At 68.5% G+C, this 19,464-nt stretch carries 17 protein-coding genes; 9 read left to right on the forward strand and 8 right to left on the reverse strand.

Translation table 11 applies throughout. The features are described 5' to 3' along the window. The first annotated feature begins 31 nt into the window (after positions 1-31). Complete coding sequence (locus DI276_RS18950) at positions 32-1,084, forward strand: cytochrome P450 family protein (protein WP_112265190.1); 1,053 nt, start codon at positions 32-34, stop codon at positions 1,082-1,084. Here the strand turns inward: DI276_RS18950 and DI276_RS18955 are convergent. The 3 genes from DI276_RS18955 to folP are packed head-to-tail and all read right to left on the reverse strand — an operon-like array spanning position 1,041 to position 3,151. Beyond that, complete coding sequence (locus DI276_RS18955) at positions 1,041-1,325, reverse strand: hypothetical protein (protein WP_112265191.1); 285 nt, start codon at positions 1,323-1,325, stop codon at positions 1,041-1,043. The genes DI276_RS18950 and DI276_RS18955 overlap by 44 nt on opposite strands. 48 nt (positions 1,326-1,373) lie before the next feature. Continuing rightward, entirely contained in the window at positions 1,374-2,312 is a 939-nt protein-coding gene (locus DI276_RS18960; protein ID WP_112265192.1) for a hypothetical protein, read from the reverse strand. A 14-nt stretch (positions 2,313-2,326) separates the two neighbouring features. Continuing rightward, a complete protein-coding gene (gene folP, locus DI276_RS18965; RefSeq protein WP_112265194.1) occupies positions 2,327-3,151 on the reverse strand; it encodes a dihydropteroate synthase in 825 nt (274 codons plus the stop codon). A 62-nt stretch (positions 3,152-3,213) separates the two neighbouring features. Between folP and DI276_RS18970 the strand changes: the two genes are divergently transcribed. The 4 genes from DI276_RS18970 (at position 3,214) to DI276_RS18985 (ending at position 6,404) form a co-directional block, all read left to right on the forward strand. Beyond that, positions 3,214-4,260 (forward strand): DUF2786 domain-containing protein, encoded by a 1,047-nt coding sequence (locus DI276_RS18970; RefSeq protein WP_112265196.1) that lies wholly within the window; start codon positions 3,214-3,216, stop codon positions 4,258-4,260. A gap of 70 nt (positions 4,261-4,330) precedes the next feature. Next, positions 4,331-5,536 (forward strand): TolB family protein, encoded by a 1,206-nt coding sequence (locus DI276_RS18975; RefSeq protein ID WP_198680744.1) that lies wholly within the window; start codon positions 4,331-4,333, stop codon positions 5,534-5,536. 50 nt (positions 5,537-5,586) lie between these two features. After that, positions 5,587-6,069: a hypothetical protein gene (locus tag DI276_RS18980; RefSeq protein ID WP_112265200.1), complete on the forward strand. Its 483-nt coding sequence runs from the start codon at positions 5,587-5,589 to the stop codon at positions 6,067-6,069. A gap of 62 nt (positions 6,070-6,131) precedes the next feature. Further along, complete coding sequence (locus DI276_RS18985) at positions 6,132-6,404, forward strand: GlsB/YeaQ/YmgE family stress response membrane protein (protein ID WP_112265202.1); 273 nt, start codon at positions 6,132-6,134, stop codon at positions 6,402-6,404. Between the two features lie 524 nt (positions 6,405-6,928). On the opposite strand, the gene DI276_RS18990 is transcribed toward DI276_RS18985, so the two are convergent. Together DI276_RS18990 and DI276_RS18995 are read right to left on the reverse strand one after the other, a co-directional pair. After that, the gene (locus DI276_RS18990) at positions 6,929-7,759 is read right to left on the reverse strand and encodes an SWIM zinc finger family protein (protein WP_112265204.1); all 831 of its coding nucleotides are present in this window, start codon (positions 7,757-7,759) and stop codon (positions 6,929-6,931) included. Further along, positions 7,752-10,727, reverse strand: a complete 2,976-nt coding sequence (locus DI276_RS18995; RefSeq protein ID WP_112265206.1) for a DEAD/DEAH box helicase — start codon at positions 10,725-10,727, stop codon at positions 7,752-7,754. The genes DI276_RS18990 and DI276_RS18995 overlap by 8 nt, the downstream gene beginning before the upstream one ends. Before the next feature lie 30 nt (positions 10,728-10,757). Here DI276_RS18995 and DI276_RS19000 point away from each other — a divergent pair, with 30 nt between their 5' ends. After that, complete coding sequence (locus DI276_RS19000; RefSeq protein WP_112265208.1) at positions 10,758-12,224, forward strand: aromatic amino acid ammonia-lyase; 1,467 nt, start codon at positions 10,758-10,760, stop codon at positions 12,222-12,224. A gap of 35 nt (positions 12,225-12,259) precedes the next feature. Then, positions 12,260-13,063, forward strand: a complete 804-nt coding sequence (locus DI276_RS19005; protein WP_198680745.1) for an alpha/beta fold hydrolase — start codon at positions 12,260-12,262, stop codon at positions 13,061-13,063. A 411-nt stretch (positions 13,064-13,474) separates the two neighbouring features. Here DI276_RS19005 and DI276_RS19010 read toward each other — a convergent pair whose 3' ends face one another. Together DI276_RS19010 and DI276_RS19015 are read right to left on the reverse strand one after the other, a co-directional pair. Continuing rightward, a complete protein-coding gene (locus tag DI276_RS19010; protein ID WP_112265212.1) occupies positions 13,475-13,759 on the reverse strand; it encodes a MoaD/ThiS family protein in 285 nt (94 codons plus the stop codon). Then, the gene (locus tag DI276_RS19015; protein ID WP_112265214.1) at positions 13,756-14,835 is read right to left on the reverse strand and encodes a WD40/YVTN/BNR-like repeat-containing protein; all 1,080 of its coding nucleotides are present in this window, start codon (positions 14,833-14,835) and stop codon (positions 13,756-13,758) included. Before DI276_RS19015 ends, DI276_RS19010 begins: the two co-directional genes overlap by 4 nt. Before the next feature lie 120 nt (positions 14,836-14,955). Here DI276_RS19015 and DI276_RS19020 point away from each other — a divergent pair, with 120 nt between their 5' ends. Beyond that, a complete protein-coding gene (locus tag DI276_RS19020; protein ID WP_112265216.1) occupies positions 14,956-16,668 on the forward strand; it encodes an acyl-CoA dehydrogenase family protein in 1,713 nt (570 codons plus the stop codon). A gap of 106 nt (positions 16,669-16,774) precedes the next feature. Continuing rightward, on the forward strand, positions 16,775-18,778 hold the full coding sequence (locus tag DI276_RS19025; RefSeq protein ID WP_198680746.1) for an NPCBM/NEW2 domain-containing protein: 2,004 nt from the start codon (positions 16,775-16,777) through the stop codon (positions 18,776-18,778). On the opposite strand, the gene DI276_RS19030 is transcribed toward DI276_RS19025, so the two are convergent. Next, on the reverse strand, positions 18,775-19,410 hold the full coding sequence (locus DI276_RS19030) for a TetR/AcrR family transcriptional regulator C-terminal domain-containing protein (RefSeq protein WP_112265221.1): 636 nt from the start codon (positions 19,408-19,410) through the stop codon (positions 18,775-18,777). The genes DI276_RS19025 and DI276_RS19030 overlap by 4 nt on opposite strands. Positions 19,411-19,464 lie beyond the last annotated feature (54 nt).

Here is a 19,464-nt window from a genome sequence, read left to right on the forward strand (position 1 = left end):
CTTCCACCAGCGCAGACGCCAGTCTTGGACCATGAGCTTCTTCACCGACCCGACCCAGTACTTCGACCAGTGGCGCACGCAGGGCGTGGCGCAGATCGAGACCCCGGACGGCCAGACGACGTGGATGATCAGCCGCTACGACGACGTGGTGCAGGCACTCAGCCACCCCGGCCTCAGCAGCTCCGTCATTCCTGGCGGCATGCTGAACCACACCGATCCACCGGAGCACACGCGCCTGCGCAAGCCCGTCGCGCGCGCGTTCTCCACACGGCGCATGGAATCACTGAGGCCGCGCATCGAACGGATCACCAACGATCTGCTCGACTCGTGGGAGACCGAGGACGAGGTCGACGTGATCAGCACGTTCGCGTACCCGCTGCCGATCACGGTCATCTGTGAACTGCTGGGTGTGCCCGAAAGGGACAGGGACGAGATCCGCTCGCTCACGGCCGAGCTGATGGATCCGCAGACCATGGTCGAGGCCTACGGCAGCTTCGCCGCGTACGTGCAGCGCCTCCTGGAGACCAAGGAGCCCGGTGACGACGTCATCACCGAGCTGCGCGACCAACCGAACCTCGTGCAGACGCTCGTGCTGCTCATCACAGCCGGGCACGAGACGACCGTGCAGCTCATCGGCAACGGTCTGCTCGCGCTGCTGCGCGATCCCGACATGAAGCGGAGGTTGGTCGACGACCCGATCCTCATCCCGGACGCCGTCGACGAACTGCTGCGCTACGACGGCCCGTTCACCACCGGACTCGTTCGCGTCGCCACCTCCGACGTGGTGATCGGAGGGGTCACGATTCCGCGGTCTTCGCAGGTCACCGTCTCACTTGGGGCAGCGAACCGGGATCCGTCCCGGTATCCCGATCCGGACGTGTTGCAGCTGGGCCGAGACCCGCACGTCGCGTTCGGGCACGGGATCCACTACTGCGTGGGGGCGCGGCTGGCTCGCATCGAGGGCGAGATCGCGTTCGGAACGCTGCTTCGACGTTTCCCGGAACTCGTGCTCGCCGCTGAGCCCGAGTGGCGGGAGTCATTCATCCGAGGCTTGGCATCATTTCGCGTGCGGCCGAAGCCCTGACGGCTGCTCGCGCCGCCGACAGGTCGTCCACGGCGTAAATCTCCGGGCAGGAGGCGATGACGAGATCCTTGTCTGACGCGACAGTCAACAAAGAAACTTTCTCGGTCAACGACTTGGCTTGCCGGACAACTCCCTTGGCATCGACGCGGATCAGCGTGACCCACGTCTCTGACCAGGGAAAGTCCGCGACGGCGCTGGATTTCCGCAGGCCTTCCACATCGAACTCGGCAAATCTGGGCATGCCACCAAGATAACGAGTGCAGGTTGCGGAAAGTCAAAGATCACCCTTTCACCGCAATGCCGCCAGCAGATGAGACAGGTTGACACCAACGGCGTCCGCCAACCGGCGCACGACTTCTGGAGCGGGTGCCAACGGGTGGGTGTCGCGGGTGAACGGCAGACCTTCCCCGCCCGAAAACTTGGATTGCGGCGTAACGGGCGCGAGGATCGGGTAGACGCGCCAGCGGGGCACCTTCGAGTCGGCCATCGCGAGCGTGTTCTCGTGCCACAACATCACCGCGGATTGACGTACGTTGCGCGCGAGAACACATCCGTAGCCCGTGAGCGTGATCGCGCGCGCGGCCGCCCGGACCGGGTTCCGGAAGTCCCCGTCCACCACCCAGACGCCGTTCATGACCTCCGCGTTGAGACCTTCCGCCTCCAGCGCCGCGAGCGTCTCGGCGTGCTGGTCGTCCGCGGCGGCCGTGGCGAGCTCGACGACCTCCTGGACCTCGGAGGCCGTCACCACGCGCGCTCCGGCCTCGGTGGAGGCGTGCAGGAGGCGTTCGACGTGCCGGTCCTCCGCGTAGGCAGCCCACTCCTGTGCCTTGTCCCACGCGGCCCGTGCGATGACGTCGGCCTCGGAACCACCGCGCAGCCGTGCGTCCTGCAGCAACTGTGCGAGCACCACGGCGATGACGGAGCTCAACAGGGCGTCGTCATGTGACTCGTCGTCTTCGGGCACGAGAGTGGTGACCAGGTCGCGCAGATCGGCGCGCCAGCTCTCGTCGCCCGCCCACACGCCGATGGCGAGCAGGTTCAGGTAGTGGTCCGCGATGGCCATCCGCACCAGCAACGGCTGAGAGCCCGCCTCACGCGCATCGCGCCGTGCGTTGACCTTCATCTGCTGCCGTTCCGCGGGGTCGACCACGGTCACGCGGATCTTGTCGAGTTCGTCGAGGAAGTCGTCCCACCGGCCCTCCGAAAACCGGGCGAAGACGTCGTCCACCTCATACCTCCAGCTCACAGTCGAGCGACGGACTCGAGTACTCGTCTGGTCCGCGCCACTTCATGCGCGCGGAAAACCGCGGCGCCCGCCACCGCCGCGATCGCAGTCGCGACGAGGGTGCCCTCGACGCGCTCGTGCAGTTCTACGCCGAGGGTCTCCCCGACGAAGTCCTTGTTGGACAACGCCATCAGCACCGGCCACCCGGTCGCCACCAGCTCGTCCGTGTGCCGCACCAGCGCGAGGCTGTGCCATGTGTTCTTGCCGAAGTCGTGTGTGGGGTCGATCAGCACGCTCTTGCGCGGCACACCGAGCGCAACCACTCTCTCGGCGTGCGCGGTCGTCTCCGTGATGACGTCCTTGATGAGGTCTGGGTACGTAACCCTATGCGGACGCGTTCGGGGCTTCACACCGCCCGTGTGCGAACAGACGTAGCCGGCACCGTACTCGGCCGCGACCTCGGCCAACTGCGGGTCCGCGCCCGCCCAGGTGTCGTTGAGCAGGTCCGCGCCGGCCTCGCAGGCGAGCCTGCCGACGTCCGCGCGCCAGGTGTCGCTGCTGATGATGAGATCCGGGTAGGCCTCGCGCACACGGGCGATGAACGGCACGACGCGGCGCACTTCTTCGTCGGAGTCGACTCGGTCGCCGGGGCCGGCCTTGACGCCGCCGATGTCGACGATGTCCGCGCCCTCCTCGACGACGCGGTGGACGGCCTCCATCGCGACGTCCTCGGCGTAGGTGGCGCCCTTGTCGTAGAACGAGTCCGGGGTGCGGTTGATGATCGCCATCACCAGCGCGTGGTCGCGGACGACGGTCCGGCCGCGGAACTGGAGCTCGATCACAACCTGTGTCTACCAGGTGGTCCCCGACCTTGGCACATGGCGGACGTCTCATACTGGCCCGTGTGGAACTGGTTCAGGCGGTCGACGCCGCGTGGCAACGAGGCTGGCTGCCGTACGACGTTCGCGAGATCGTGTCGCGTTCGCTCGACGAATCGGCCACCTCTCTCGTGGTGGACGCGATCGCTTTGTCCTGTTCGCCGCATGCCTCGTCGACCGTGCATCCGCGATGGCAGCGTCAGCTGGACGAGATCGGCGCCTCCGTGTGGTGGGAAGGCCCGTTGTTGGAGGCGTGGGCCACGCGTCACATCGAGACGGCGTCCTACGCGTCTCGTACGGAGTCACGGCTGTTGACGTTCCTCCGCCGGTTGCCCGCGTTGCCCCTCATCCTGCCGTTGCCGGGCGACAGGTTGATGTCGGCCGTGCGCGCGGGCCTCGACCCGAAGGTGCTCAACCGGGTGCGCGCGCTGCTCGCGAAGGCCGAGTCGACGTCGTTCCCGGAGGAAGCCGAGGCGTTGTCGGGCAAGGCGCAGGAGCTGATGAACCGGCACGCGCTGGAACGGGCGATGCTCGACGCGGACCTGCCGGCGTTGGCGACGTCACGGCGGATGTGGCTGGACAAGAGCTACTTCAAGGAGAAGTCGCAGCTCGTCCACGTGGTGTCGCGTGCCTTCCGCTCGCGCGCGGTCGCGTACGACGGGTTCGGCTTCGTCGCGCTGGTGGGTGACGAGGTGGACTTGGAGAGCGTGGAGCTGCTGTCGACGTCGCTGCTGGTGCAGGCGACGCGGGCGATGGTCGCGGTCGGTGGCAGCGCCGGGAAGGGCAGTGAGGCGCGGTCGCGGCCGTTCCGGAAGGCGTTCCTGGTGTCCTATGCCACGCGGATCGGGGAGCGGCTGGCCGCCTTGGAGGACGTCCCGGAGGTCGCGGACGAACGGCTGCTGCCGGTGTTGGCCGATCGCAAGCAGGCCGTGGACACGTTGTTCGACCAGATGTTCACGCAGACGCGGACCTCGCGCGTGACGGTGCGGTCGGCGGCCGGGTGGGGTGCCGGGCGGGCGGCTGCGAACGTCGCGGACATCGGTACCGGTCGGAAGACCGTGACTTCGGGTTAAGCTGGCGCCGCCGCCCCGCGACCTTGGGTGGTGCACGTCCTTGTTCATTCGGTCTCTTGCTGTCGCTGTGGTGCTCACGGTGGCCTTCTCGTCGTCTGCTTCCGCGTCCTTCTCGCTGCTCAGACCGCTGACGCGCGGCAACGGTGACTCCACGACACCGGTCATCAGCGCTGATGGGCGTTATGTCGCGTTTCCCTCTCTCGCGTCGAACCTCGTTCCTGGCGACCGCAACGGCGTCTCGGACGTCTTCGTGAAGGACCTGCGCACGGGTCTGGTGCGGTCGGCGTCGCGTGGCGGTGACGGGCCTTCGTTCGATCCACCGGCGTTGAGCGCAGACGGTCGGTTCGTCGCCTTCGTGTCGTCAGCCACGAATCTGGTCGCCGGTGACACCAATGGTGCTGACGACGTGTTCGTGACCGACATGCGTACGGGCCGGGTTGAGCGCGTTAGTGGCGGCAACGGTCCGGCGTTCGGCAGCCCGGTGTTGAGCGCTGACGGGCGGTATGTGGCGTTCCGGTCCGAGGCGTCGACGTTGGTGGAGGGGGACACCAACGGCGTGGCGGACGTGTTCCTGACCGATCGGGTGTCCGGCGTCGTGACGCGGATCAGCACGTCGGCCTCCGGTGCGGAGGGTGACAAGGTGGTGCACCACGGCCTCGCGATGAGCGCCGACGGCCGGTTGGTCGTTTTCCCTTCCGCCGCAACGAACCTCGTGCCGGACGACACGAACGGCAGCGTGGACATGTTCGTGAAGGACGTCGTTTCCGGTGCGGTGGAACGGGTCAACGTGTCCGCCTCTGGTGCGCAGACTTCTTCTTATACGTTGATGCCCGCCATCACTCCTGATGGTTCGCGCGTGTTTTTTGTGGCGTGGGGCGACAACCTGGTGCCTGGTGACACCGAGGACACGCCGGACATCTTCATGAAGGACAGGCGCTCTGGTTCGATCACGCGCGTGAACACGCGCGCTGACGGGACGGTGTCGGACGCACAGCCGTATCAACCGGCTGTGAGCGCGGACGGCCGCTTCGTCGTGTTCTCGTCGCTGGCGTCGAACCTGGTGCGCCGCGACACCAACAACGTCGACGACGTGTTCCTGAAGGACCTGTCTTCAGGTTCCGTGACGCGCTTGAGCGAGCGCTTTGGCAGGCAGGGCAACAACTTCTCGCTGGCGCCGACCATCTCCGCCGACGGCCGCTCCGTGGTGTTCTCCTCGAAGGCGACGAACCTGACCCCCACCCCTTCGAGTGAACTCCTCCTTCACAACCGCATCTGAAGGGCAACACCGGCGAAAAACCGTCAGACCCCCTCCCTAACGTCGACCCCATGACATCCACCTACCACAACGAGATCAAGCTCGGCGAGGTCAACTACCGGCTGAGCGCGACGACGGACTCCACCGAGTCCCTGGTGCTGGACCTGCTGGGATCGCTCGACTCGGGCGAGGTGATCGCGGACGGCCGCCTTCGACTACCGGTCGAGGGCGGCGCCACGGTCGGCAAGCTGCTGACCCGCGTCCTCAGCGCCCACACGCGCCTGCGGGGCCGCCCGTCCCGCTTCGCCAACGCCAACCAGCCCTGGACCGACCCCCTCGACGAAACCCTCCGCACCACCTGGCTGACCCCGACCGACGCCCCGGCGCCGGCGCTGATCAGGTCCATCGCCGACGACATGCAACGCTCCCCCACCGCCATCAGGGCCCGCCTGCCGCGCGTCGGCTGCGATCCGGACGTCCCGGGCCGTGAGCTCTCCCCGACAGCCGCCACCCTGCTGGGGTCGATGTCAGGGACCACTCAGGGAAAGACCTGATTCGCCCAGGCCCGGCCCGGCGGACGCTGGAACCACGAGCGCATGAGTCTCAGGGGGTAACAGTGGAAATCGGCGGCTTGTTCACCGCGCTGCTCTTCGGAGCCATCATCGGCGGTCTGGGCCGCCTGGTGATCCCAGGCAGGCAACACGTCTCACTCCTGGCCACCGTCCTGGTGGGCATAGTCGCGGCCCTCCTGGGCACCGCGGTCGCCACCGTCCTGGGCGTGGCCGACACCCCGGGCATCGACTGGATCGAGCTGGCCCTCCAGGTGGGCCTGGCCGGTGCGGGCGTGTCCATCCTGGCCAACCGCTCCAGGTCCAAACTCCCCCGCTGACCGCCAACCGGGCAAGGGCGGCCCCGCGCCGCCCACGTCCTCACCCCGCCCACCAGGCCGCGGACCCTCGCCGCGCTGCCGTCCCGCCGCTCCAGGCGCGCGGCCCGCAGCGCACCCAACGGGTCCACGGCCCTCCCCACTGCGACCAGCCCCGGTCCGCCGCTGCGACGCGCCCTACCGGCACGGGCCCAGCTGCTCGCCAGGCGCCACGGCTGCGGATCGCGAGTCGCGCACCCGGCTTGCCTGCACACGAAAACGACACCTCACCCACCCAGGCCACGGCCCCTCGCCGCACTGCCCACCGCCGCTCCACGCGCGCGGTCCGCAGCGCTCCCAACGGGTCCACGGCCGTCTCGAGCGCGGCCAACCCTCGTCTCGCTGCGACACGACTCCACCGGCTCGGCCTGGGAGCCGGAGGTACCGCCTGTCTGCAAAGGAAGTGGCCTCTGAACGGCCCGCGGCGCCCCCAACGGTCCCGCGGTCCGCTCCGGCAAAGAAAACCGCCCCCAACAGTCCGCACGGCCTTACTCGGACGGAGGCCGCAACGCGAGGTAGGCCGGGCGCAGCAGATCGACGACGTTCTCGCCGCGCACGGTGATCGGCACGGCGTCGAGCTGGTCGAGCACCGCGTCCACGCGCACCGCAGCGGTGGGATCGCCGAGGTTCAGCGAGGAAGCGGTCTGCCGCTGCCAGAACGTGTCCAGGCACCGGGTCAGCGGCGGCGCTTCCTCGCGGGCGACACGGGCGTGCGTGGTGCCGCGCAGCGTGCGAAGGCGTTCCAGCAGGTCCTCACGGCTGCGGCCGCGCCAGGCGAGGATCTCGAACGGGTCGTTGTCGAACGACTCGGCGAGCAGGTAACAGGTGGCGGCGAGGTGCTTGCACGGCACTTCCCAGTCCGGGCAGGTGCAGTCCATCGTCAGCTCACGAGAGGAGGCCGGGAAGAGCTGCAGGCCAAGGGAAGCGAACAGGGTCTCGATGTCCGCCGGCATCTCGCCGGCCAGCAACTTGGCCGCGTACAGGGCTTTGCCGGCCAGGGCGTGTTCGATGCGCTGCCACTCCGGCGTGGTGAACGACTTGATGGCGATGCGCGCCTTGTACGGGGTGGGCCGCGAGCCCTGCACCAGCGCGATGACCATGCTGGTGGACAAGGAAAGGGACAGCACCTGGCCCTGGCGCGCGTAGTTGCGGCCGCGGGTCAGGCGGCCGCCCATGCCGAACGACTCGAGCACCTCGATGAAGCGACGCGACCACCAGGTGGCACCGATGTCGCCGCGCTTGCTGCGCGCCTTGATGCCGTTGTCCACCTTGATGGTCTTGCCGTAGCGGGGGCGTTCGCCGGACCAGTGCTCACTCACCGATGGCCTCCCCGGAGAGCGTCAGCAGGTCGCGCAGCTGGGACGTCGACAGCTCGGTGAGCCAGTTCTCGCCCGCGCCGACGACGAGCTGGGCCAGTGCGCGCTTCTCTTCGATCATGGTGTCGATGCGCTCTTCCAGCGTGCCGATGCAGACGAACTTGCGCACCTGCACGTTGCGGCGCTGGCCGATGCGGAACGCGCGGTCGGTCGCCTGGTCCTCGACCGCGGGGTTCCACCAGCGGTCGAGGTGGATCACGTGGTTGGCGGCGGTGAGGTTGAGGCCGGTGCCGCCTGCCTTCAAGGACAACAGGAAGAGGGACGGTCCACGCGAGTCCTGGAAGCGCTCGACCATGCGGTCGCGGGACGCCTTGTTGGTGCCGCCGTGCAGGAACATCACCTCGGTGTCGAACCGCGCGGCCAGGTACGGCACGAGCATGCTGCCGAACTCGGTGAACTGCGTGAAGCACAACGCCTTGTCGCCCTCGGCGAGCACTTCCTCCAGTACTTCCTCCAGACGCGCGAGCTTGCCGGAGCGGCCGGCGACGCGCGAACCGTCGCCGAGGAAGTGCGCGGGGTGGTTGCAGACCTGCTTGAGCTTGGACATCGTCGCGAGCACCAAACCCTTGCGCCCGATGCCTTCCGCTTCTTCGATCTTTTCCAGCATGTCGTTGACGACGGCCTGGTATAGCGAGGCCTGTTCGGTCGTGAGGTTGCACAGCTGGCGCATCTCGACCTTGTCCGGCAGGTCGCTGATGATGCGCGGATCGGTCTTCACGCGGCGCAGCACGAACGGGTTCGTGATCTTGCGCAGGCGGGCGGCGGCGTCCTGGTCGTTGTGGCGCTCGACCGGGACGGCGAAGCGGGCGCGGAACGTGTTGATCGTGCCGAGCACGCCGGGGTTCGCGAAGTCCATGATCGACCACAGCTCGGCCAGCCGGTTCTCGACGGGCGTACCGGTCAGCGCGACGCGGTGGCGTGCCTTGAGCTGGCGCACGGCCTGCGACTGGCGGGTGGCGCTGTTCTTGATGTTCTGCGCCTCGTCGAGCACCACGCGGTCCCAGGTCAGGTCGCCCAGCGCGTCGGCGTCGCGGCCGGCCAGCGCGTACGTGGTGAGCACCAGGTCGTGGCTCTCCACGGCCTCGCGCAGTGCGTCGCCGTCCAGCCGGTCCGCGCCGTGGTGCACGTGCACCGAGAGCTCCGGGGTGAACCGCGCGGCTTCGCGTTGCCAGTTGCCGACCACCGACATCGGGCAGATCAGCAGCGTCGGAGGCCGCTTGCCGTGCGCGCGGTTCAGCGCTTCGAGCGCGAGCAGCTGAACGGTCTTGCCGAGGCCCATGTCGTCGGCGAGGCAGGCACCCAGGCCGATCTTGTCGAGGAACGCGAGCCAGGCGAGGCCGCGCTGCTGGTACGGGCGCAGTCGCGCGCCGAAGCCGTCTGGCGGCTCGACGGGTTCGAGCTGCTCGTCCGCCTTGCCGGACAACAGGTCCCCGAGCCAGCCGTCGGCCTCGACGGTCGTCAGCGGGAGCGGGAGGCTTTCGTCGGCAGCGCTGAGTCCACTGTGGAGCATGACCTCGGCCGCGGTCATCTGGCCGCCGCCGCGTTTGAGGAACGCGAGCCCGGCGGCGAGCCGTTTCTGGTCGACCTGCACCCATTGGCCGCGCACCTTCACCAGCGGCACCTTCGCCCTCGCCAGCTCGGCCAGTTCGGCGTCGGTGAGCGTGTCCTCGCCGAGAGCGAGCTCCCACTTGTAGTCCACAATGGACTTCAAGCCGATCTCGCTCTCCTTGGCGACGGTACCGGCCGTGCCGCGGCTCTTCGTGGTGAGCTTCAGGCCCAGCCTCGTCGTCTGCTGCCACCACGACGGCAGCAGCACGCCGAACCCGGCCTGTGCCAGCACGGGAGTCGCGGTCAGGAACCGGTACGCGCCCTCCGCGTCGACCTCCAGCTCGGCCGGGTGCGAGCCGCGCAACGCCTCGTCGAGGTCGGGGTGCAGCCTGCTCGCCCGGCCGAGGTCGGCCAGCAGGTGCTCCTGCGGTGCCGGAATCCAGCGCCGCAGCACGCCGTCGTCCGCGAACCACACCTGATGTGCGGGCACCAGGACGCTCGGCTCGTCGACGGCCTGCAGCAGGAACTCGATCGCCCACTCGTCCTCGTCGCGCTGCTCGGGCGAGCGCAGCCGGAAGCACGTGCGCACCGGGCTCTCGTTGCCCGCGCTGGTGCGCCACCGCTCCAGCTGTTCGCGCAGCTCGTACAGCTCGACCGGGTCGGCGTCGAACGCCGGCTCCCCGGTGAGCGCGGCGAGCCACGCCTCGGCTGTCGTCACCCGGCCGCGATGCTTCGGTGCGAGGCTTGTGCCGGTCAACCGGCTTCTGACCTGCTCGTCGACCGCGGTGGTGAGCGCCGCGCGGACCAGTTCGGCCGGGTCGCTGACGATCTCCTCGCACCGGCAGGCCGGCGGCATCGCGGTCTGCAACGCCGCGAACCGCGCCGAGTCGGTGCCCGACAACACCGGCACCCACCGCGCGACGGCCTGGTCCGGCGCGACCGACGGCAGCACACGTCCCCGATCGACGAGGTCGGTGGCGAACCCGGCGACGTCGAACACGAACCGCGCGGAGTCGCTGAGCCGCACTTCGGCGGCGGGATCCGGCTTCGTGGTCAGGCGGATCGTGGGCACACCCCACTGCCGCAGCTGCACCTTGCCGCGCTGCGCCCGTCCCGCCGTCAACGGGTCGCGCACCAGCTCAGGCGACGCCATCGGCCCTGATGAGAACGACGGCAGCAGCAACATCCGCGTGGTTGCTTTGATCGTCTCTTGTTCGAGCACGGCGGCCAACGTCTCGGCCGTCGCCGCGAACGGGTGCGGCGCGTCCCGCCGGGTGCTCTCGCTGCGTGCGGGCAGCTCGGCGTCCTCCGCCCACAGCGCGAGGACGCCGTCGGTCGTGCACAGGCCATGCAGTACGAGCACCTTTGAACCCTATGTGTTCACATTGGCGCCATGGTCGAAGACTCCCCTGTCGTGCTGGACGGCCGGTCGCTCGGCGCCGACGAAGTGGTGCGCGTCGCGCGGTACCACGCCCCCGTCGCCCTGCACGCCGACGGCCTCGAGCGCCTCGAAGCGTCGTGGCGCGCCAGCCAGCGCCTCGTGGTGCGACGACAGGTCTACGGCCGCACCACCGGCGTCGGCGCGAACCGCGACCAGATCGTCAGCACCGAAGGCTGGGCCGAACACGGCCTGCGCCTGCTGCGCAGCCACGCGGGCGGCCTCGGCGGCATGCTCCCCGAGGAACAGGTCCGCGCCATGATGGTCGTGCGCCTCAACCAGCTCCTGGCAGGCGGTGCCGGCGTGCGCAGATCCGTGGCCGACGCGCTGCTGGCCGCGCTGAACAGCAGCTGCTACCCCGGCGTGCACGAGTACGGCGCCATCGGCACCGGCGACCTCACCGCGCTGGCCGAAACCGGACTCACGTTGCTGGGCGAGCGCTACTGGCTCGGCTCCACCCAGACCCCGGACCCGATCGAGCTCGACTCGGGCGACGCGCTGGCGTTGATCAGCAGCAACGCCCTGACCATCGGCATGGCGGGCCTCGCCTGGCAGGACGCTCACCAGCTGCTGAAGGCCACCCACGTGGTGGCCGCGCTGTCGTTCCTCGCGGTGGACGGAGCCGTCGAGGCCTACGACGAACGCGTCCACCTCGGCCGCCCGCACCCAGGCCAGGTGGCGGTGGCCGCGGAGATGCGCCGCCTGCTGGCCGAACCGTCCCGCCCGCCGGCCCGCATCCAGGACCCGTTCGGCTACCGCTGCTTCCCGCAGATCCACGGCCCGGCCGTGGACGCCGCCACCGATCTCGGCCGCGTTCTGGACGTGGAGTTCAACGCCGCCGCCGAAAACCCGCTGATCGTCGCCGACCAGTTCGGCCCAGAAGACGACGCCGCCTATCACCACGGCGCCTTCCACAGCGGGTACCTCGGCCAGGCGCTGGACCGCCTGCGCCTGTCGATGCTGCACACCGGCCACCTGTCGACTGCGCGCCTCGCCACCCTGGTCGAGCCGAACTTCACGGGCCTGCGCCCGTTCCTGGCCGAGGGCGTGCGCGGCAGCTCGGGCGTGATGATCCTCGAGTACAGCGCCAACTCCGCGCTGGCCGAGGTCCGCACCCTCGCCGAGCCCGCGAGCATCGGCAACGCGGTGGTGTCGCGCGGGCAGGAGGAGAACTCGAGCTTCGCGTTCCAGTCCGCGTCGCAGGCCCTGCGCTCGCTGGGCGCGTTCCGACTCGTGCTGGCGTGCGAGATCGTCGCCGCAGTGCGCGCGTTGCGGTTGCGCGGGGTGCGCCCGGAAACCCCAGCGTTGCTGGCCGCGTTCGAGATGGCGGAGTCGAAGCTCAATCCGGACATGTCGGACCGGCAGCTCAGCCCGGACGTCGAGGTGGCCTCGGGCCTCCTGGACGACTTCGCTGGTTGCTAGCTAGTTCCGGGTCGCGCGATGTGATGATCGTTCTCATGGGTCTGCTCGCTCACGATGAAATCGGCGCCGGCGCACCACTGCTCGTGGTGCCGGGAGGTCCGCTGCTCGCTCCGTCGTACCTGGGCGAACTCGGCGGCATCCCGGCTCGGTTGCACCTGCTGCACCTGCGCGGCACCGGCAGGTCCGGCCCGGCAGATGCTTCGGATCTGCGGTTCGATCTGCACGTCGACGACGTCGAGGCTTATCGCGCTCACGCCGGCTTCGAACCGGTGGACGTGCTGGCGCACTCGGCCGGTGCGGCCATCGCGATCCGGTACGCACTGCGGTACCCGTCGCACGTGCGCCGGCTGGTGCTGGTGACGCCCAGCCTGCGGTCGTTGGGTTTCGGACCCGACCTGGCTCAGCTGCGGGCCACAGCCGAGTCCCGGACGTCCGAGGACTGGTTCCCCGCGGTGAAGGACTCGCTCGAGGCTGTGCTGGGCGGAAGTACCGCGTCTGCTGACTGGGCAGCGGTGACTCCTTTCTTCTACGCGCGTTGGGATGACGCGGCGCGGGAGCACGCGCGCGCTGCCGACGCGACTCGGCTGCCCGGCGGGGCTACCGCGTACTACGCGGCCGGGGCGCCGGTCGCCTCGTCCACCGAGTTGGCCGCGCTGGACGTGCCGGTGTTGCTGCTGGCCGGTGAGGTCGACGCGTTCCCGTCCCCCGCGGCCGCGCGCGAGGCCGCGAAGCTGTTCGGGCGGGCGAGCGTCGTGGTGCAGCCCGGCGCGGGGCACTACCCGTGGCTGGACGACCCCGAGTTCTTCCGCCAGGCGATCGCCGACTTCCTGGCCACGTAGTCGACGACAGCTGGGACGCCCGAGGCCTCGGAGGATGGACCGACGGGATTGGACCGACGGGATTGGACCTGCCGGGGTGGTGCTGGCTGGTGGGTGGGTGACCCCGGTGTTGCCGTGCGGTCGGGGTGCTGGGCTGTCGGGTGGACGCATCGGGAGTGCTAGGCGGATGGACTTGTCGGTGGTGCCGACCAACGGGGTTGGCGCCTTGTCTTCGAGAGCAGGCCAGCCGGGGTGCGCGGCATCGGCGATGACAGGGCAAGCCGTGGGCCGCACCAGCGATAGCGAGGCGGGCCGGGGTGCGCGCGGCTCGGCGATGGCGGGGCAAGCCGGGGCGCGTCACACCGGCAACGGCGGGCAAACCAGCGGTCCGGCGCAGGCGAGCCGGACGCGCGGCGCAACCCGGCTCGGCCCTCAGCCTCCTGCCACCGAGGGCAGGATCTGGATTTCGGCGCCTGCCGGCAGTGGGGTGGCCGGGCCCGAGAGGCGGCGGCACTCCTCGCCGTTGACGTAGAAGTTCACGTAGCGGCGTAAGGCGGCGCGTTCGTCGCGTAGGCGGCGGTCGAGGCTTGGGTAGGTGTCGGCCAGGACGTCCAGGGCCGCGCCGAGGGTGGCCGGCTCTGGGACGTCCACGTCCAGGTGGGAGGCGCCGTTGGTGGCTGTGCGGAGGACTCCTGGGATCAGGACCGTCACCTTCACGTCGGGATCACCGCTGCCCGGACCGACATCACGTCTGGCAGGTGGGCGGCCACCTGGTGCCAGGTTTCGCCTGCGTCGGGGCTGGCGTAGACCTCGCCTGAGCGGGAGCCGAAGTAGACGCCTGGAACCTCAGCGGTGTCGGTGCACATCGCGTCGCGCATCACTGCGGTCCAGAAGTTGTCCGGCAGGCCGTTGCCCAGAGCCTCCCAGGAACCCCCTGCGTCGCGGGAGCGGTAGACGCGGCACTTGCCCTCCGGTGGGAAGCGGCGGCCGTCTGCCTCGATCGGGAACGTGAAGATCGTGTCCGGGTCGTGCGGGTGGACGACCATGGCGAAGCCGAAGTCGGTGGGCAGGCCCTCGGCGATGGACTGCCAGGAGTCGCCGCCGTCGTCGCTGCGGTAGACGCCGTGGTGGTTCTGGGCGTAGAAGCGCGACGGCTCGGCGGGGTGCTGGGCCACCTTGTGGACGCACTGGCCGAACTCCGGCCACGGGTCCGGGAGGAAGTACGCCTTGATGCCCTTGTTGCGAGCCTCCCAGGACTTGCCGCCGTCGGCCGTGCGGTAGACGCCGCCGGTCGACATGGCCACCAGGACGCGGTCGGGGTCGGACGGGTCGGGCACGATCGTGTGGATCGCCTGGCCGCCGAAGCCCGCGTCCCACTCCGGGCGGTGCGGGTGGTTCCAGAGGCCCTCGACGAACTCGAAGGAGCGGCCGCCATCGGTGGACTTGAACAGCGCCGACGGCTGGGTGCCCGCCCAGACCACGCCCGGCTGCGACGCCGGGGCCGGTTGCAGCTGCCACACGCGTTCCAGTGCCGCGTCGTCCACCGGGAACGAGATCGGAGGCGAGGAGGACTCCTCCCACGTGGCACCGAGATCGTCCGAAATGGACACACCTGGGCCGAAGTGCGGGGAGGCGACGCCGGCCAACAAACGCACGTCAGCACGAGTGTCGAAGGCGACGGCGTACACCTCCTGCATCGCGTGGTGCGGACCGTCGACCTGCCACGTGACCCGATCGTCGCTGCGGGCGAGCCAGAGCCCTTTGCGCGTCCCGATCGCCAGTACCACCGTCATCGCATCCAACCTCCCAAGGTGTGATGCGGAGCACGTTACGCCTGGGGTCCGACAATTTCCGACTGCGCAGGAAACCCCACGTAGACCGGCAAGTTACTCACTGGTAGCGTCCGAAACGACATGAAGGAGGCGCCAGTGCTGCTCGACCCGAACCACTACGACCCCACCCACCTCGACGACGAGACCCGCCGCCTGCTCAGGGCGACGATCGACTGGTTCGAGGCCCGCGGCAAGCGGCAGCTGATCGCCGACGCGCAGGACAAGGTCTGGTACGCCGAGTTCCTGGACTTCGTGAAGCAGGAGAAGCTCTTCGCCACCTTCTGCACGCCGGCGAGCGTCGACGGCACCAAGCGCTGGGACGCCGCCCGCAACGCCGCCTTCAGCGAGGTGCTCGGCTTCTACGGGCTGCAGTACTGGTACGCCTGGCAGGTCACGGTGCTCGGCCTCGGCCCCATCTGGATGAGCGGCAACGAGGAAGCCAAGAAGAAGGCAGCAGCGCTCCTCGACAGCGGCGCGGTCTTCGCGTTCGGCCTCTCCGAGAAGGAGCACGGCGCGGACGTCTACAGCACCGACATGATCCTCACCAGGACCGAGGACGGCTCCGGAAACATTTCCTTCAGGGCAAACGGCAGCAAGTACTACATCGGCAACGGCAACGTCGCCGGCATGGTCAGCGTCTTCGGCAGGGAGGGCGAGGACTACGTCTTCTTCGCCGTCGACAGCCAGCACGAGAACTTCAAGCTCATCAAGAACGTCGTCGACAGCCAGATGTTCGTCAGCGAGTTCCGCCTCGACGACTACCCGCTGACCGAAGCAGACATCCTCCACCGCGGACAAGACGCGTTCAGCGCGGCCCTGAACACCGTCAACGTCGGCAAGTTCAACCTCTGCACCGCCAGCATCGGCATCAGCGAGCACTCCTTCTACGAGGCGATCACCCACGCGCACAACCGGATCCTCTACGGCAACCCGGTCACGGACTTCCCGCACGTCCGCCAGAACTTCGTCGACGCCTACGCACGCCTCGTCGCGATGAAGCTCTTCGCGGACCGCAGCGTCGACTACTTCCGAAGTGCCAACGAGAACGACCGCCGCTACCTGCTCTTCAACCCCATCACCAAGATGAAGGTCACGAGCGAGGGCGAGAACGTCATCGACCTGCTCTGGGACGTCATCGCGGCCAAGGGCTTCGAGAAGGACACCTACTTCACCCGCGCCACCGCCGACATCCGCGCGCTGCCCAAGCTCGAAGGCACCGTGCACGTCAACCTGGCCCTGGTGCTGAAGTTCATGCCGAACTACCTCTTCAACCCGAAGCAGTACGACGAGGTCGGCTCCGTCCACGAGCCCAAGGACGACGACTTCTTCTGGCACCAGGGCCCCGCACGCGGCCTCGGCAAGATCCAGTTCCACGACTGGGAGCCGATCTACACCGAGCACGCCCACCTGCCCAACGTCGCCCTGTTCCACGAGCAGGCCAAGGCCATCAAGACCCTGCTGACCACGGCAGCACCGGACGCGGAACAGCAGAAGGACCTCGACTTCCTGCTGAACCTCGGCCACCTCTTCACCCTGGTCGTCTACGGCCAGCTGGTCCTGGAGCAGGCCAAGATCACCAAGACCGACGACTCCGTGCTCGACCAGATCTTCGACGTCCTGGTCCGCGACTTCGCCGGCTACGCGACCGCACTGCACGGCAAGCCCAGCAGCACCGAGGCGCAGCAGCAGTGGGCGCTCGGCCAGATCCGCAAGCCGCACGTCGACCAGGCCCGCTTCGACGCCGTCTGGCAGCAGGTCGTCGCGCTCTCCGGCCGGTACGAGATGCGCCCGTAAACACCCGAAGGGGGCGAAGCGACCTGCTTCGCCCCCTTGACGCATCCGTTCCACAAACGTTTTCATAAGGTCCGCCGCCGCTCTCCGCAGATAGGAGCGCGTGCAAGTGGATCTCCGCAGATGGCGCACAGCCGCAGTAGCGGCCCTCATCGCCGCCGGCACCCTCATCGCACCTCAGGCGCAGGCACAAAAGCCCGAACTCGCCCTGACACCGCCGATGGGCTTCAACAACTGGAACACCACGCACTGCCGCAACGACTTCAACGAAGAGATGGTCAAGGGCATCGCCGACATCTTCATGAGCAAGGGCTTGAAGGACTCCGGTTACGAGTACGTCAACATCGACGACTGCTGGGCCCTCCCCGAACGCAACGCAGAAGGCGACCTCGTCCCCCACCCGGTCCGCTTCCCCAACGGCATCAAGGCTGTCGCCGACTACGTGCACAGCAAGGGCTTGAAGTTCGGCATCTACACATCCGCGGGCACCAAGACGTGCAACCGCGACAACGGTTTCCCCGGCGGCCTGAACCACGAGGAGCAGGACGCCAAGCTGTTCGCGAGCTGGGGCGTCGACTACCTCAAGTACGACAACTGCAACAACCAGGGCGTGGACGCGAAGCTGCGCTACACCAAGATGCGCGACGCCCTGAACGCCACCGGCCGCAAGATCGTGTTCAGCCTCTGCGAGTGGGGCCAGAACAAGCCGTGGGAGTGGGCGAAGGACGTCGGCCACCTGTGGCGCACGACCGGCGACATCAGCGACAACTGGAACTCCATGGTGTCGATCGCCAAGCGCAACATGGTGCTGCACGAGTACGCGGGCCCCGGCCACTGGAACGACCCGGACATGCTCGAGGTCGGCAACGGCGGCATGACGGACCTCGAGTACCGCAGCCACTTCAGCCTCTGGGCGATCATGGCCGCTCCCCTGCTGATCGGTTCGGACCTGCGCAAGGTCACCCCGCAGACCTTCGACATCCTCAACAACCGCGAGGTCATCGCCGTCAACCAGGACGAGCTCGGCGTCCAGGCCAAGCCGATCCGCGACCAGGGCGGCATGTACGTGCTCGTCAAGCCGCTCAGCAACGGCGACAAGGCCGTGCTGCTGTTCAACGAGAACGACAGCGCCGCCAACATGTCCGTGACGGCCGCAGAGCTCGGGCTCACGAAAGCCGGCGGCTACAAGGTCCGCGACCTCTGGACCAAGACCACCACGCACTCCGCCAACGAGATCAGCGCGGCACTCCCGCCGCACGGCAGCGCCATGTTCCGCGTCAGCGCCGCCACCGACTGGTACCGCTACCCGCCCGCCATCACCACGGCCGCGGACGGCGAGGTCCTCTACCCCGGCGCGCTGCCGATCGTGCAGCCCGGCAAGTCCGTCACCTACACGACGTCGGTGAGCAACACCGGCCGCCTGCCGATCGCCCTGGTCCAGGCCACCCTCCAGGTCCCGCCGGGCTGGACCGCGAAAGCCACGACGAAGACCTTCAAGGCGATCCTGCCGGGTGAGAAGAGCTTCAAGACCACGTGGCAGGTGACCGTCCCACCGGACGCCGAGGAAGGCCGCTTCCCCGTCAACGCGAGTTTCACCTTCCACAGCCCGCACGAGAACAACCCGGTGACCAGGCAGTACTCCACCGAGGCACTGGTACCCGGCGCAAAACCCAAGGGCGACCTCTTCGTCAGCGACCTGAAGTGGTTGCGGTCAGCCAACGGTCACGGCCCGGTCGAGGTCGACACCACCAACGGTGAAGCCAAACAGGGTGACGGCGGCCCGATCACCATCCGCGGCAAGGTCTTCACCAAGGGCCTCGGCACCCACGCCCCGGCCCACGTCGAGTACTACGCCGGCGGCGCGTGCTCGAAGCTGACCGCCACGATCGGCATCCAGGACAACAAGGTCAACCCGCTGAGCCTCGTCACCTACCAGGTCTGGGGCGACAACCAGAAGGTCTACGACAGCGGCCCGGTCACCGGCACCGACGCCGCGAAGGCGTTGGAGGCCAACGTGTCCGGCGCGACCGTCGTCCGGTTGGTCGTCACCGACGGCGGCAACGGCAAGTCCTACGACCACGCGAACTGGGCAGACCTGAAGATCACCTGTTAGTCCGGCTCCTGGTAGCGCTCCAACGCCGCGATCATGAGTTCGAGCCCGAACTCGAACTCGTGGTCGTGGTCGTAGGTGCCCAGTTCGTCGATCACCTCGGCGGACAGCGGAAACGCTTCGACGTCAACGTCTTCGTAGGGCGACAGGGCGATCCCGCCGAGCTCAGGCGACGTCGCGACCTCCCTCATCAACGTGCCCAGCAGGTAGGACACCATCGCCCGCATCATCCCGACGGCGATCTTGCCCCGGAACCCGGCCCGCTCGATGTTCCGCAGCGCGGCCTCGATGGTCGTGAACCCGGCCTGACTGCTCAGCCGTCGCGTCGCGAGCATCACGAACGCGCGGGGATGCTGCAGTGCCAGCTCGCGCACCGCACGTGCGTGCGCCCTGATGTGATCACGCCAGTCGTCGCTGTCGACGTGGTACGGCCGGGCTTCCGACATGATCTGCTCGGCCGCGAGATCCACCAGCACGGCCTTGTTCGGCACGTGGTTGTACAGCGACATCGTGCCCGCGCCGAGCTCCGCGGCGAGGCGCCGCATCGACACGGCCTCCACGCCCTCACGTTCGATCAACCGCACGGCCGCATCCACGATGCGGTCGCGGGTCAACGGTTCACGTGACGCGGACACTGGCGTAGACCACAGGACGTGGAGTAGCTTCCCTGCGACGTACGGCGTACGTAG

This window comes from Lentzea terrae (assembly GCF_003265345.1).
Taxonomy (GTDB): Bacteria; Actinomycetota; Actinomycetes; order Mycobacteriales; family Pseudonocardiaceae; genus Lentzea; species Lentzea terrae.

Excerpts from the sequence above, each read along its gene's own strand:
- DI276_RS19015 (WP_112265214.1), bottom strand. The coding sequence starts at position 14,835 with ATGACGGTGGTACTGGCGATCGGGACGCGCAAAGGGCTCTGGCTCGCC.
- DI276_RS19005 (WP_198680745.1), top strand. The coding sequence starts at position 12,260 with ATGGGTCTGCTCGCTCACGATGAAATCGGCGCCGGCGCACCACTGCTC.
- DI276_RS18980 (WP_112265200.1), top strand. The coding sequence starts at position 5,587 with ATGACATCCACCTACCACAACGAGATCAAGCTCGGCGAGGTCAACTAC.
- DI276_RS19020 (WP_112265216.1), top strand. The coding sequence starts at position 14,956 with ATGAAGGAGGCGCCAGTGCTGCTCGACCCGAACCACTACGACCCCACC.
- DI276_RS19000 (WP_112265208.1), top strand. The coding sequence starts at position 10,758 with ATGGTCGAAGACTCCCCTGTCGTGCTGGACGGCCGGTCGCTCGGCGCC.
- DI276_RS18950 (WP_112265190.1), top strand. The coding sequence starts at position 32 with ATGAGCTTCTTCACCGACCCGACCCAGTACTTCGACCAGTGGCGCACG.
- DI276_RS18955 (WP_112265191.1), bottom strand. The coding sequence starts at position 1,325 with ATGCCCAGATTTGCCGAGTTCGATGTGGAAGGCCTGCGGAAATCCAGC.